Annotated in this window: 13 protein-coding genes; 9 read left to right on the top strand and 4 right to left on the bottom strand. The window is 42.8% G+C overall.

The genetic code is table 11. From position 1 onward, the window contains the following. Window positions 1–3: 3 nt before the first annotated feature. From aceE to ampD, 4 genes are all read right to left on the bottom strand, one after another. Window positions 4–2,664 carry a pyruvate dehydrogenase (acetyl-transferring), homodimeric type gene (aceE, locus tag L884_RS0112830; RefSeq protein ID WP_028767885.1) on the bottom strand — a complete coding sequence of 887 codons (2,661 nt, stop codon included), beginning with the start codon at window positions 2,662–2,664 and terminating at the stop codon, window positions 4–6. A gap of 108 nt (window positions 2,665–2,772) precedes the next feature. Continuing rightward, window positions 2,773–3,525, bottom strand: coding sequence for a pyruvate dehydrogenase complex transcriptional repressor PdhR (pdhR, locus tag L884_RS0112835; RefSeq protein ID WP_028767886.1), 753 nt, complete (start codon window positions 3,523–3,525; stop codon window positions 2,773–2,775). Window positions 3,526–3,886: 361 nt separating this feature from the next. After that, on the bottom strand, window positions 3,887–4,735 hold the full coding sequence (gene ampE / locus L884_RS0112840) for a beta-lactamase regulator AmpE (protein ID WP_028767887.1): 849 nt from the start codon (window positions 4,733–4,735) through the stop codon (window positions 3,887–3,889). Window positions 4,736–4,793: 58 nt separating this feature from the next. Next, on the bottom strand, window positions 4,794–5,336 hold the full coding sequence (gene ampD, locus L884_RS0112845; protein WP_028767888.1) for a 1,6-anhydro-N-acetylmuramyl-L-alanine amidase AmpD: 543 nt from the start codon (window positions 5,334–5,336) through the stop codon (window positions 4,794–4,796). 219 nt (window positions 5,337–5,555) lie between these two features. Between ampD and nadC the strand changes: the two genes are divergently transcribed. The 9 genes from nadC to mutT all read left to right on the top strand — a co-directional run bounded on the left by nadC (window position 5,556) and on the right by mutT (window position 13,825). Then, complete coding sequence (gene nadC / locus L884_RS0112850; protein ID WP_028767889.1) at window positions 5,556–6,440, top strand: carboxylating nicotinate-nucleotide diphosphorylase; 885 nt, start codon at window positions 5,556–5,558, stop codon at window positions 6,438–6,440. A 778-nt stretch (window positions 6,441–7,218) separates the two neighbouring features. Further along, the gene (locus tag L884_RS0112855) at window positions 7,219–7,665 is read left to right on the top strand and encodes a prepilin-type N-terminal cleavage/methylation domain-containing protein (RefSeq protein WP_028767890.1); all 447 of its coding nucleotides are present in this window, start codon (window positions 7,219–7,221) and stop codon (window positions 7,663–7,665) included. A gap of 78 nt (window positions 7,666–7,743) precedes the next feature. Continuing rightward, window positions 7,744–9,453: a type IV-A pilus assembly ATPase PilB gene (gene pilB / locus L884_RS0112860; protein ID WP_028767891.1), complete on the top strand. Its 1,710-nt coding sequence runs from the start codon at window positions 7,744–7,746 to the stop codon at window positions 9,451–9,453. Between the two features lie 71 nt (window positions 9,454–9,524). Next, a complete protein-coding gene (locus L884_RS0112865; protein WP_028767892.1) occupies window positions 9,525–10,793 on the top strand; it encodes a type II secretion system F family protein in 1,269 nt (422 codons plus the stop codon). Window positions 10,794–10,865: 72 nt separating this feature from the next. Further along, window positions 10,866–11,777 (top strand): prepilin peptidase, encoded by a 912-nt coding sequence (locus L884_RS0112870; RefSeq protein WP_028767893.1) that lies wholly within the window; start codon window positions 10,866–10,868, stop codon window positions 11,775–11,777. 20 nt (window positions 11,778–11,797) lie between these two features. Further along, the gene (gene coaE / locus L884_RS0112875; RefSeq protein ID WP_028767894.1) at window positions 11,798–12,403 is read left to right on the top strand and encodes a dephospho-CoA kinase; all 606 of its coding nucleotides are present in this window, start codon (window positions 11,798–11,800) and stop codon (window positions 12,401–12,403) included. An 8-nt stretch (window positions 12,404–12,411) separates the two neighbouring features. After that, window positions 12,412–13,146: a cell division protein ZapD gene (gene zapD, locus L884_RS0112880; protein WP_028767895.1), complete on the top strand. Its 735-nt coding sequence runs from the start codon at window positions 12,412–12,414 to the stop codon at window positions 13,144–13,146. Window positions 13,147–13,208: 62 nt separating this feature from the next. Then, window positions 13,209–13,445: a DNA gyrase inhibitor YacG gene (gene yacG, locus L884_RS0112885; RefSeq protein WP_028767896.1), complete on the top strand. Its 237-nt coding sequence runs from the start codon at window positions 13,209–13,211 to the stop codon at window positions 13,443–13,445. Then, window positions 13,442–13,825 (top strand): 8-oxo-dGTP diphosphatase MutT, encoded by a 384-nt coding sequence (gene mutT / locus L884_RS0112890; protein WP_028767897.1) that lies wholly within the window; start codon window positions 13,442–13,444, stop codon window positions 13,823–13,825. Before yacG ends, mutT begins: the two co-directional genes overlap by 4 nt. Window positions 13,826–14,041 lie beyond the last annotated feature (216 nt).

The following is a 14,041-nucleotide window of genomic DNA, read 5'->3' on the forward strand; positions in this document are numbered from 1 at the left end:
CTCTTACGCGTATAGCGGGTTTGTCTTGTCAGCGTCGATGTTGAATTTAGCAATTGCAGCTGCAACTACTGACTTTTCAATATCGCCACGTTTAGCTAGTTCATTCAGTGCTGCTACAACAACGTAGCCAGCATTAACTTCAAAGTGACGACGTAGGTTTTCACGGCTGTCTGAACGACCGAAACCGTCTGTACCTAGTACTTTGAATGATTCTGAAGGCATAAATGCACGCACTTGCTCTGCATAGTTCTTCATGTAATCGGTTGCTGCAATGGCAGGCTCAGTACCCATTACTTGAGTGATGTAAGCCGTCTTTTGCTCCGCTTCTGGGTGCAGCATGTTGAAACGCTCAACATCTTGGCCTTCACGAGTTAACTCGTTAAATGAAGTCACAGAGTAAACATCAGATGCAACGCCGTACTCTTCACTTAGGATCTTAGCCGCTTTACGTACTTCGTTCATGATAGTACCAGAGCTCATCAGCTGAACCTTGCTGTTACCAGCATACGACTCAAGCTTGTAGATACCTTTACGAATACCTTCTTCTGCGCCTTCTGGCATTGCAGGCATTGCGTAGTTTTCGTTCATCAAGGTCAAGTAGTAGAACACGTTCTCTTGCTCACCATACATACGACGGATACCGTCTTGCATGATTACCGCTAATTCATATGCGAATGTCGGGTCGTAAGAGATACAGTTTGGAATTGTGTTCGCTTGAACATGGCTGTGACCATCTTCGTGCTGTAAACCTTCACCGTTTAGGGTTGTACGACCTGCTGTAGCACCTAATAAGAAACCACGTGCCTGCTGATCGCCTGCCATCCATGCCATGTCGCCAACACGTTGGAAACCAAACATAGAGTAGTAGATGTAGAACGGGATCATAGGTAGATCGTTAGTGCTGTACGACGTCGCCGCAGCAACCCATGAAGACATAGCACCTAGCTCATTGATACCTTCTTGCAGTACTTGACCTGAAGTCGCTTCTTTGTAGTAAGACACTACACTGCGATCTTCCGGCGTGTATTCTTGGCCATGGGGGTTATAAATACCGATTTGACGGAATAAACCTTCCATACCAAATGTACGCGCTTCGTCGGCAATAATTGGCACGATGTTCTTACCAATGCCTTTATTTTTAAGCAGAATGTTCAGTGTACGTACAAATGCCATCGTCGTTGAGATTTCACGCTTTTGCTCGGTAAGCAATGCGCTGAACTCTTCAACTTCAGGTAGCTCTAGTGCTTTAGTAAAGTTAGGTAGACGTTGTGGTGTATAACCGTGCAACGCATCACGACGAGCATGTAAATACTTGTACTCTTCTGAACCTTCTTCAAGTGTCAGATAAGGTAGCTCAGAAACTTTTTCATCGCTAAGTAGATCTTGTAGGCCTAGACGATTACGTAACTGTAGTACGTGGGTCATGTCCATTTTCTTCACGCCGTGGGCAATGTTCTTGCCTTCGGCCGCTTCACCCATGCCGTAACCTTTAACGGTTTTAGCTAAAATAACCGTTGGCTTACCTTTGGTTTCTTGGGCATTTTTAAATGCAGCGTATAACTTAGATGAGTCATGACCACCACGCTTAAGCGCAAAGATTTCTGCATCTGTCATATCTGATACGAGTGCAGCTGTTTCTGGGTACTTACCAAAGAAGTGCTCACGGACATAAGCGCCATCTTTTGACTTAAAGGTCTGGTAGTCGCCATCAATGGTTTCATTCATTAGCTGTAGTAGCTTGCCTGAAGTATCTTTAGCAATTAGCGAATCCCAGTTGTTACCCCAGATCACCTTAACCACGTTCCAGCCAGCACCTTTAAATAGGCCTTCTAGCTCTTGAATAATCTTACCATTCCCCATCACAGGGCCATCTAGGCGCTGTAGGTTACAGTTGATTAGGAAGCATAAGTTATCTAGCTTTTCACGCGAAGCAAACGAGATAGCACCACGCGATTCTGGCTCGTCCATCTCGCCATCACCTAAGAATGCGTATACACGTTGCGCTGAAGTATCTTTTAAGCCGCGACCTTCTAGATACTTAAGGAAACGCGCTTGATAGATAGCAGACATAGGGCCAAGACCCATAGATACTGTAGGGAACTGCCAGAACTCAGGCATTAGTTTAGGGTGCGGGTATGATGGAATACCTTTACCATCGACTTCTTGACGGAAGTTATCTAACTGTTCTTCAGTCAGACGGCCTTCCAAAAATGCGCGAGAGTAGATACCTGGAGAGATATGACCTTGATAGTAAACCAAGTCACCGCCATCAACTTCGTTTGGCGCACGGAAGAAATGGTTAAAACACATTTCATAAAAAGATGCTGCAGACTGGTAAGACGCCATATGGCCACCAAGATCGAGATCTTTCTTAGACGCGCGCAATACGATCATAATCGCATTCCAACGAATAATTGAACGAATACGGCGCTCTACCGTTGTATTACCAGGATATGCAGGCTCTTGGCTCGTAGGGATCGTGTTGATATAGTTGGTCGTGATCCCCGTAGGCATATCAACACCGTCTAAACGGGCCTTATCGAGTACTTGTTCAAGTAGATATTGAGCGCGCTCAACACCTTCTTCGCGTACAACTGATTCTAGAGCTGACAACCACTCGTTAGTTTCTAGTGGATCGATGTCGTTTAGCATATGTTCAGACATTTTGCAGTCCTTTCCTATACGTAATACCTAAGTAACTACAGGCAGTTCTTAGTGTATTTAACTATTGAAATTTAGTTAGGTATAAGCTGCTACTTTCATTGAGCTAGCTTATACACCACTCTTTAATCGACGCAGGCTACGCTGCAGTCTACTGTCTTCTTCCCTTACAGATAGCATCACTTCTTCAATGTAACTTAAATGTTCATTGGAGGCTTCGCGGGCTGCTTCAGGATCTCGACGAACAATCGCCGCAAGCAGAGCTCGTCGATGATCGTTTGCCGTGGTAGAGGCTTCTTCGCGTCGGCTTAAAAGCTCTAAGTTTTGTGCCACGTTTTTGTGCAGCACAGGGGATAAACTCAATACGAGATGTAGCATGGCTACATTGTGTGATGCTTCTGCTACCGCGCGATAAAAACGCACGATTGCATTTGCTTGCTCTTCGATAGATTTAGCCGATTCAACTTCTAAAATCGTACGCTTGATATTTTGCATATCAGCATCGTTACCACGAAGTGCCGCAAAGTAAGCCATCATGCCTTCAGTGGCATGACGAAACTCCAGTAAGTCATACTGACTTTCTGAGTCTGAATGCATAAGTTCAACAATTGGATCGGCAAGACTTTGCCAAAGCTGCTCTTTTACATAGGTTCCGCCGCCTTGACGACGCATTAACAAGCCCTTTGCTTCAAGCTTTTGAATCGCTTCACGTAAAGAAGGACGTGAAACTTCAAATTGCAATGCCAGTTCACGTTCAGGCGGTAGCTTTTGACCGGGCTGAATACTGCCCTCTAAGATCATCTGCTCCAACTGCCCCATGATGACATCGGATATTTTTGGCTGGTTTATTTTGCTATAAGCCATATGGGCCTCAGCTCCTATTGTAAATTGGTCTTACCAATTTAATTGACTGAGCGCACTTTATCAAATCACACTTTGAATGTCCAGTTAGTGATCTACATCAAAACTATGCGCGATGTGTGAGCATAGCTGATTTTCAACTAAATGGGGTCAGACCAATGTGCCAATTTTTTTAAGGCGCGCATTGATAATAATTATTATAAGCAATTAAACATGGAGAGATTTTTGGTAAATGGACAAGAATATTAACGATTAAAACGGCCTATACTAATGTGCAAGGCCGTATATAAATCAGTCTAAACTTATTTAATAAAAACAAATTTAGAACTGGGTAATTTTTAGTTTTTACTGGTTTAAGTGTTGCTTAATTCACCACCCCAAAGATGGTCATTAACGACAACAGGGTAATTAACAAAATGAAATTACGCTTACTCAGCTGCAGTAATGCAATAGTAGACTGCAAGCAAACGGGTGCTGAAGATGACTCAGGCAAGGTTTCTGCGGCTAAGGCCACCTGAGTAATGATGTCTCTTGCGCTGCGCTTTGGATCTAATACTTGGCTCAACCATGCGGAGATCGCTTTACTAAAATGGCCACTTAATACGTAGCCAAAAGCAAATATTCGACTCGGCAACCAATCAAGCACGAATAATAAGTTATCAATTAACGGCAGCTCTATGTTGGCATGGCGACTTTGTTCGCTATAAAAGCGCACAGTGCAATACAAAACAGCCCCAACAGGCCCCAAAATAATGAGATAAAGCGCAATCGCACCGTAATAACGGTAATTAATCCAGGCAACGCTTTGCCCAACTTGTGTACCTAACTGCTTTTCAGACACTGTAGTTAAATTCTGGCTAGGGTCTAATTCATTCGCGTAATGAAAACACGCCTGAACATCACCGCGACAAGCCGCTTGTATATATTGCTTAAACGCCTGTCGCTGGGGATTATGACTAAAGCATAACACTGCAATAACCACCCAAACACCAACACTCAGAACGCCCCAAAACACGCCTGAAACCAACCAAGTTAATAAATACACGATTGCAGCTGGAGTGACCGCAGCAAGCGTCATAGTTGATAACGATGGCTGCTCTTGTTGAATAAGCCTCTGGTAATACTTGAGGAGTAAGCCATCAAATTGCCAAGAGCTCGGCAAAAGGCGTAACCGCTCAACCACTATTGCAACTAACAGCGCAAACAAAGCCATAATGTTCACCTTCAATGTTAACGAGCAAAATTAAAATTTAGATTTAATTAGCTCAAATCTACAACGCTCCTTTAAAACGTTGCCAATCAAAACTCTCACCCGGATCTGTTTTTCTTCCCGGTGCAATATCGCTATGCCCAGTAATTCTATCTAAGGTAATGTCGGGATATCGAGCCATTAATTCCTTAGTCAGAGCAATTAACTTAGCGTACTGCAAATCTGAATAATCAACTGAATCTGTTCCTTCAAGCTCTATACCAACAGCAAAATCATTGCAGCCTGAACGCCCGTCAAACTCAGACACTCCAGCATGCCATGCTCTATCGTCACAAGATACATATTGCACTAACTCGCCATCACGCCTAATTAAAAAATGTGCCGATACCTCAAGCCCTTGTAGTTGTTGAAAACTTTCATCTGCTGTAACGTCCAAACACCCTTGAAATAACTGGTCAATAAAAGGCAAGCCGAAACGCCCCGCTGGCAAACTGATATTATGGATCACCAACAAGCTTACTTCTTTGTTTGGCCGAGCATTGAAATGGGGAGACAAGCAATGCCGAGCATCGTCCAGCCAGCCATTACGTATAGTTAGTGGCAAAAGAAAGTTCCTTGAGCAAAATATTGAAATAACTTTAGCAGTTTTAACCCCATGAATATAGTTAGGCTTTTTAGTTTTATTCAGTCAATAACATCAACAATTCCAACTGATAAGCCACAATAATGCTAGCTTTGTTGCCGAAGGTTTATGTTAAGATTAATACCACTATTAAAGCGTGCTCTATATACAAGGGTTATAAGCCAGTAAGGACAAACCATCATGCTTGAAAATGATATTCGACTTTCCGTCAAAGCAGCTCTAGATGAAGACTTAGGCCATCAACAAAGCCATACGAGCCAACCTGGCAGCCTGAGATCAGACGCAGATATTACTGCACAATTGATCCCCGCCGACAAAATTGCTCAGGCTAATCTAATTACCCGAGAAGAAGGTGTGTTTTGCGGTAAAGCATGGGCAGAGCAAGTCTTTAACCAACTTGGTGGCGAAGTCGCACTGCATTGGCATGTAGATGATGGTGACTTAGTCGTGCCTAATCAGCTGCTGTGTGAGCTTGAAGGTCCTGCACGGGCAATTCTCACTGGCGAACGCACCGCAATGAACTTCATTCAGACACTATCTGGTGTGGCAAGCTTAACTAAACACTATGTCGACAAACTCGCTGGCACCCAAACGCGTTTATTAGATACCCGCAAAACCATTCCAGGATTGCGCACCGCACAAAAATACGCGGTGACCTGTGGTGGCGGCCACAACCATCGCATTGGCTTATTCGATGCTTTCTTAATTAAAGAAAACCACATTATGGCGTGTGGCGGTATCGACAAAGCTATTCAAGCTGCGAGACAACTACACGCTGACAAACCCGTAGAGGTTGAAGTAGAGAGCATAGATGAGCTAACCCAAGCTCTTGAAGCGCAATCAGACATTGTGATGCTAGATAATTTTGACGTTACCATGATGCTTGAAGCTGTAGAACTGAACAATCGCTATAAAGAAAATGGTCAAGGTGTAAAACTTGAAGTATCAGGGGATGTGACCTTAGATACTATTGCCAGCTTTGCCAAAACCGGCGTTGATTACATCTCTGTTGGTGCACTGACTAAGCATGTAAAAGCACTCGATCTATCGTTGCGATTAAAGTAACTCGGTATTAGTTCGGTCACGCAAACCAGCAACACTGAATTTAGGTTTAAAGACTCAAGCTTCAGCTTAAACTTCTGCTTAGTCTTTAAACCTACAACGTCTGTTATTGCTAGCGCCTGTAATTGCTACTAAAGACCTTCAAAAAGCGAAGTTAAACTCTGCTCCAATTCGCCACATCTACGCACTTTTGCCTGCTACTTTTTCTTACCAGCAACAAGCATCAAAAAATTGACACTTAGTTAACATTCGCCAGAAAAATACCAGCTAACAAATTACAGCCACAGAAAAACCCGAGCAAAAACATAAAAACAACCAAACTTACAGTAAAATAACGCATTAATTACATTTCACTATTCCATTTTACCCATCTTTGTACTAACTTGCAGATATACCGATGTGCAGACTCGGTTAACAAAAATAGAAACGATTAATGGCTCAGTTTAATTTTGCAGCAACAAGCCATTTACACTTGCAAAATAGACGGTCTTTTTATCGTTTTTAATGAGCACTCCTGCTGTTAATTTTCATGACGTAATGAATGTTAATAAAAGGATAAACGGATACCTTGTCGCCGTACTTTTTTAGGTATGTTTGGATAGCGACACGCTAACGCAGGAGCACTCAGCAGGGTTGACGCACACATTTATCGAATGATGATTTTACGACGTACTAGCTTTGTCTAACACCAGCCTACGATTTATAAGCTTTTGGTTTAAAAGTGCAGGTTAGCCACTATAGATTTAATCACAGTTCAAACATCTTTCTAATGGAGATAGATATGCAAAACAAGATGAAAAACATGAAGAACGCTAAGGGTTTCACCCTTATTGAATTAATGATCGTAGTTGCGATCATCGGTATTTTGGCAGCAATTGCATTGCCTGCTTATCAAGATTACACTCGAAGCGCTCGTGCGGGTGGACTTGTTAATGCTGCTATGTCTTATAAGACTGCTGTTGAAGTTGCAGTACAAACCGGACAAATTACTGACGTAACGAATATCGCACTAGGCAATGATGGAGTTCCAACTGCGGCATCGATGCAGACAGATGCTAACGTATCAACCGCTGCAATTGCCGCGGGAGTGTTAACTCTTACTGGTACAGCCAATCTAGGAGCAACGTCAAATGTTCTAACATTGACGCCAGTTATTGATGCAAACACATTGGCAGTCACTTGGACTTGGGGTGGAAACTGTGAAACTTCAGGTGTGTGTAAAATTTAATTAGCAATAAAGCAATCTAATACAGGGTAGCTATATCCTATAGAAACCCTGTATATTTTTTTTAATTTAGGTTATAGCATGCCAACTACAGGTTTACACCTTGGCTTATCAACCCTTTTTATTCGCAAGGGACTACTTAGCGAAGCACAAATTGCATCTGTAATTTCTAACTCTCGTAAAAGAAAAGCCTCACTTGTCAGCACTATTGTTAGTTCCGAATTAATTCCTGCCAGTAAAATCGCACAATTATGTTATGAGGAATACGGTACACCGCTTTTATCTCTAGATGAATTTGATATTCATTCCATACCTGAAGAGTTTCTTAATAAAAAGCTGATTGAAAAACATAGATGTTTACCATTATTCAAACGTGGTAATCGTTTATATATCGCCACATCAGACCCCACAAATATTGCTGCTTTAGAAGATTTTCAATTTAGTGCAGGCTTACATACTGAAGCAATTTTGGTTGAAGATGATAAGCTAGATAAAGCGCTAGAAACTGTTTTAGAAGACGATATTAGTAGCTTAGATTTAACTGGTATTGATGAAGAATCTCTGGCTGGTATTGAAGTTACCGACACAGATAAACGCGAAGAAGAGCAAGACAATAGCGGCAAAGATGATGCCCCCATTGTTATCTACATCAACAAAATTCTTACCGATGCTATTCGCAAAGGCGCGTCAGACTTGCACTTTGAGCCTTATGAGAAACGTTACCGTATTCGGTTTCGTATCGACGGGATTCTACACGAAATCTCTGAGCCACCAGTCAATCTTGCCGGCAGAATATCAGCTCGTTTAAAGGTGATGTCTAAGTTAGATATCGCTGAGCGCCGGGTACCGCAAGATGGCCGCATAAAAATGAAGCTGTCGCGTAGTAAGTCTATCGATTTTCGTGTCAGTACTTTGCCCACTATCTGGGGCGAAAAAATCGTGATGCGTATTCTCGACTCTTCCTCGGCGCAACTAGGTATCGAAAAGCTCGGCTATGAAGATGATCAGCGTCAGCTATACGAAGAGATGCTTGCCAAGCCCCAAGGCATGATTTTAGTTACCGGTCCAACAGGTTCAGGTAAAACTGTATCGCTTTATACTGGCCTTAATATTCTCAACACTGAAGAGCGAAATATCTCAACCGCTGAAGATCCAGTTGAGATTAACCTTGAAGGTGTTAACCAAGTCCATATTAATTTAAAAGCTGGGCTGACCTTTGCCTCTGCGCTGCGATCATTTCTACGCCAAGATCCCGATGTGGTGATGGTCGGTGAGATCCGCGATTTAGAAACCGCAGAGATTGCCATTAAGGCAGCACAAACCGGCCACTTAGTGCTATCGACCCTGCATACTAACTCTGCAGCCGAGACCCTAACCCGTTTAATCAATATGGGGGTACCCGGTTATAATATCGCCAGTTCAGTCAATCTAATTATCGCCCAGCGTTTAGCACGTCGCCTGTGTACTAGTTGCAGACAACCTGAGCAGATCCCTGCTGAAGCACTTATAAAGCTGGGCTTTAATCAGCAACAAGTTGATGCAGGTATTTCTGCCTATAAGCCCGTTGGCTGTGACTTATGCTCAGGCGGCTATAAAGGCCGTGTTGGTATTTACGAGGTGATGAAAATGAGCGATGAAATTGCCCGCACCATCATGGAGGGAGGTAACTCCCTGCAAATTCTAAAGCAAGCAAAACTGCAAGGTATGCGTGATTTGCGAGACTCCGGCCTACTCAAAGTCATTCAAGGTGTCACCAGCATTGCCGAAGTGAACCGTGTAACCAGTTTTTAAACCGATGTCCCCCAAAGAAGTAGTACTTGCTAATCAACTAAAAATACTGAATATAAAATCAAAGGCATACTATGGCGATTGCAACTAAGAGCTCGAAACAATCTAGGGAACGTAAAAAAGCTCAGAAAAATCAGCCAAAAGTCATCACCTATACTTGGAATGGAACCAACCGCGATGGCAAAAAAACATCCGGAGAGTTACGCGGTGTATCCAGTGCTGAAATTCGCGCGCAGCTAAAAGCGCAAGGGGTTATTCCTAAAGGCGTGCGCAAAAAGTCGCCACCACTATTTAAATCAGAAAAGAAAATTAATGCCATGGATATCGCCATGGTCACCCGTCAGATAGCCACCATGTTAGCAGCGGGTGTGCCGATAGTGACAACATTAGAACTATTGGGCAAAGGCCATGAAAAGCCGAAGATGCGAGAGTTACTAACAACGATAGTAAATGATGTTCAATCCGGTATACCTCTATCTGATGCGTTACGCCCACACAGGTTATATTTTGATGATTTATATGTGGATTTAGTTGGCGCCGGCGAACACTCTGGTTCACTTGATCAGGTATTTGACCGTATCGCAACTTACAAAGAAAAATCAGAGGCACTTAAGTCAAAAATCAAAAAAGCCATGTTTTACCCGGCTGCAGTCGTGGTTGTGGCAGTTCTCGTCACGGCATTATTACTATTATTCGTTGTCCCACAATTTGAAGATATTTTTAACGGCTTCGGAGCAGAGTTACCTGCTTTTACTCAATTCATTATCGGTATATCACGATGGCTGCAAGCCTCTTGGTATATTTTTGTGATTGCAATAATTTTAGGTGTTTGGAGTTTTAAGCGCGCCCACAGAAACTCGCAGATGTTTCGCGATAGAGTTGATGAGTTGGTATTAAAAATACCGGCCATTGGCGATATTTTGCATAAAGGTGCTATGGCACGCTTTGCCCGCACACTTGCAACAACTTTTGCTGCTGGCGTACCGTTAATTGATGGCTTAGAGTCTGCAGCAGGTGCCTCGGGCAATGCCGTTTATAAAAAAGCCATTTTAAATATTCGTACCGAAGTGATGTCTGGCATGCAGATGAATGTCGCGATGCGTACTACTGGTCTTTTCCCCGATATGTTGATCCAAATGGTAATGATTGGTGAAGAGTCTGGTTCTCTGGATAATATGCTTAATAAAGTTGCCAATATTTATGAGATGCAGGTTGATGATGCCGTCGATGGCCTATCTAGCCTAATTGAACCTATTATGATGGTGGTCATAGGTACTGTAGTTGGCGGCCTGATTGTCGGTATGTATCTACCTATTTTCGAAATGGGTAATGTAGTAGGATAAAAGTCTTACTGAATACTTATTATCACATTAACCAAGCGCTAATGTGATATTAGCTGAATTAAAAGAAAAATAATGACTGAACCAATTTCTGTTTTTAGCCAGACTCCTTGGCTGTTTGTCACATTAAGCTTTATCTTTGCAGCGGTTATAGGCAGCTTTCTCAACGTCGTCATCCATCGTATGCCTGTGATGATGAAACGAGAGTGGCAGCAAGAGTGCAACCATTATCTAAGTGAATACAAACCTGACGTCTTTAACAAGAGTAAGCAACTGCTAGAGCAGCCGATCGACCCATTCCCAGAGAAATATAACTTGGTCGTACCGGGTTCGGCTTGCCCAAAATGTAAAACCAATATCAAAGCAATTCATAACCTCCCTATCCTTGGCTGGTTAATGCTCAAAGGCAAATGCTCAGCTTGCGGAACCTCAATTTCAGCTCGTTATCCCATCGTTGAGTTAGTTACTGGCTGCTTAGTTGCTTTTCTTGCTTGGCATTTTGGTCCAAGCCTTGAGTTTGCACTCAGTTCACTACTGACTTTTTGTCTTATTGCTCTTACCGGCATTGATCTAGATGAGATGCTATTGCCAGACCAAATTACCCTGCCACTGCTTTGGCTTGGGCTTATCATCAATTTCAACGGCGTGTTTACTAGCTTACCTGATGCGCTAATTGGTGCTGTAGCCGGATATTTAAGTTTATGGAGCGTATTTTGGCTGTTCAAATTACTAACCGGCAAAGAGGGCATGGGTTACGGTGACTTCAAGCTACTCGCAGTATTTGGCGCTTGGCTAGGTTGGCAGGTACTGCCTGTTATTATATTGCTTTCATCACTTGTAGGCGCTGTCGTCGGTATCACACTCATCCTTATTAAAAAGCTCAACCAAGGTAACCCTATCCCTTTCGGTCCATACATCGCGGCTGCGGGCTGGATTGCAATGATATGGGGCGAAAGCATTATTAATTGGTATATTTCTACTTTATAAACAGTGTGAGATAAACAATTATGGCAAATTTTATTATCGGCCTCACTGGCGGGATCGGTAGCGGTAAAACCACGGTAGCAAACATATTTGCAGAACTAGGCATCACGCTTATAGATGCTGATATCGTGGCTCGAGAAGTCGTACAGCAAGGCTCTATAGGCTTAAATAAAATCGTGCAACACTTTGGCGAGCAGGTACTGTTAGCCGATGGCAGCTTAAATCGCGCCAGATTACGCGAAATTATTTTCCAAGATGACTCAGAGCGACTGTGGCTCAATAGTCTATTACACCCAATGATCAGAGAGACAATGCTTGCTCAATGTAAAGAAGCGCAATCAAACTATGTAATTATGGTTGTACCCTTGCTATTTGAGAATGGGTTAGATAGCTTAGTAGATCGGACTCTTTTGGTGGATATTTCACCGGAGTTACAACAGCAAAGAACAGTAGCAAGAGATGCTGTAACCGCTGAGCAAGTAAAAAATATAATAGGCAGCCAAGCTTCACGAGCTGAAAAACTGTCAAAAGCTGATGATGTCATAGACAATCAGGGAGAGATATCGGCGTTAAAGTGCAAGGTACAAGCACTACATAACCTTTATTTGAGTTTAGCTAATAATTCCTAAATAACGCCATGACTAACTTAATCTATGAACAGCCATTAAATGAGAAAATTCGCAGTTATTTGCGTCTTGAGTACCTAGCGCAACAATTGCAGGCCAACGTAGAGCAAGACCATCAACATCGGTGTTTTGACCCTCTTTTTGCCTTATGTGAACTGACAGAGCGATGCGATTATCGTGGTGAAGTGCTAAAAGATGTCGATAGGCAACTATTTGCTTTATCAAAGTGGCAATCTCTGCCATCAATCGATGATGAGCAAATTGAATTATATATCTCACGGTTAAGTGCAGCTCGAGACATTTTACAAATCGCTCAACGCCCCGGACAAGAATTAAAGCAAAACCGTTTTCTAACTGCTTTAAGACAAAGATTTAATATGCCCGGAGCCTGCTGTAACTTCGACCTTCCTCAACTCCACTATTGGCTAGCAAAACCTTGGCATGAGAGGCAAGAGGAGTATCAAGATTGGGTAAGCCAGTTTGCGAGTTTGCTAACACCAATCAATCTATTGCTAGAACTCACCCGACAAACCACTATCTATCAGCAACAAATTGCCAACGGTGGTTTTTTTCAAGGAACCAGTGACCAAGCATTATCATTAATTCGAGTAAAACTCTCTTCAGAACAAGGCTGCTACCCAACCATCAGTGGCCACAGAAATCGATACGCCATCCATTTTGTTAGCTTCGATAAACAAAAACATTCAGATCAGTCTATTGAATTCGAGTTGGCAACCTGTAGCTAACGCTTTAAAATCTTATATATGATTCCTCTAAAGTCAGCACACTGAAACTGACAAGGTCTATTATGTCTTTAACTGTGAAATGCCCAACCTGTCAGCAATCGGTTGAATGGAATGCTGAGTCCAAATTTAAGCCTTTCTGTAGCGAACGCTGCAAACTTATCGATCTTGGTGATTGGGCTTCTGAAAAACATGCGATCCCTGTAAAACCGCAATTTGATCCTGAGCTATTGGATCAATTGGGATACGATGAAGCAGAGTTCTTCGTAGGTGAGCCGTCTGATGATGGAAAATACCAATGAAACTAATACACGTTGCAGTTGGCGTAATTAAACAAGGCAATAGAATTCTATTAGCTAAGCGCCCACTAGAGCTTCACCAAGGTGGAAAATGGGAATTTCCCGGTGGTAAGGTAGAACAAGATGAAACGACTTCTGAAGCGTTAATCAGAGAGCTTAAAGAAGAAGTTAATTTGGATGTAATGAATACCAGTCCAATGATGGAAATTCATCACGATTATGGCGATAAAAAAGTATTTCTCGATATTCACTGGGTAGAAAACTTTACTGGTACCGCACGCGGTATGGAAGGCCAACAAGTCTGCTGGGTAGAGAAAGAGGATCTTCAACAATACGATTTCCCAGAAGCCAATAAAGCTATCTTAGAAAAGATCCTAAGTTAAATTCATATCAACGGTTAAAATTACTCAAGCAAAGCCCGCTACATCGTAGCGGGCTTTCTCGTTATTTGGCGCCTGGAAATGGCCAGCTTCGCTAAAGCTTCGCGCTCATAAACACATCGCTAGCGCGATATTCGCCCTACTCGGTTCGCGCAGCGAACACATGGGGGTGAAAGTGAGGCGCTTTGAATACGCAGTATTCAGACTCGCTTGAACGCG

Source organism: Shewanella fidelis ATCC BAA-318 (assembly GCF_000518605.1).
Classification (GTDB): Bacteria; Pseudomonadota; Gammaproteobacteria; order Enterobacterales; family Shewanellaceae; genus Shewanella; species Shewanella fidelis.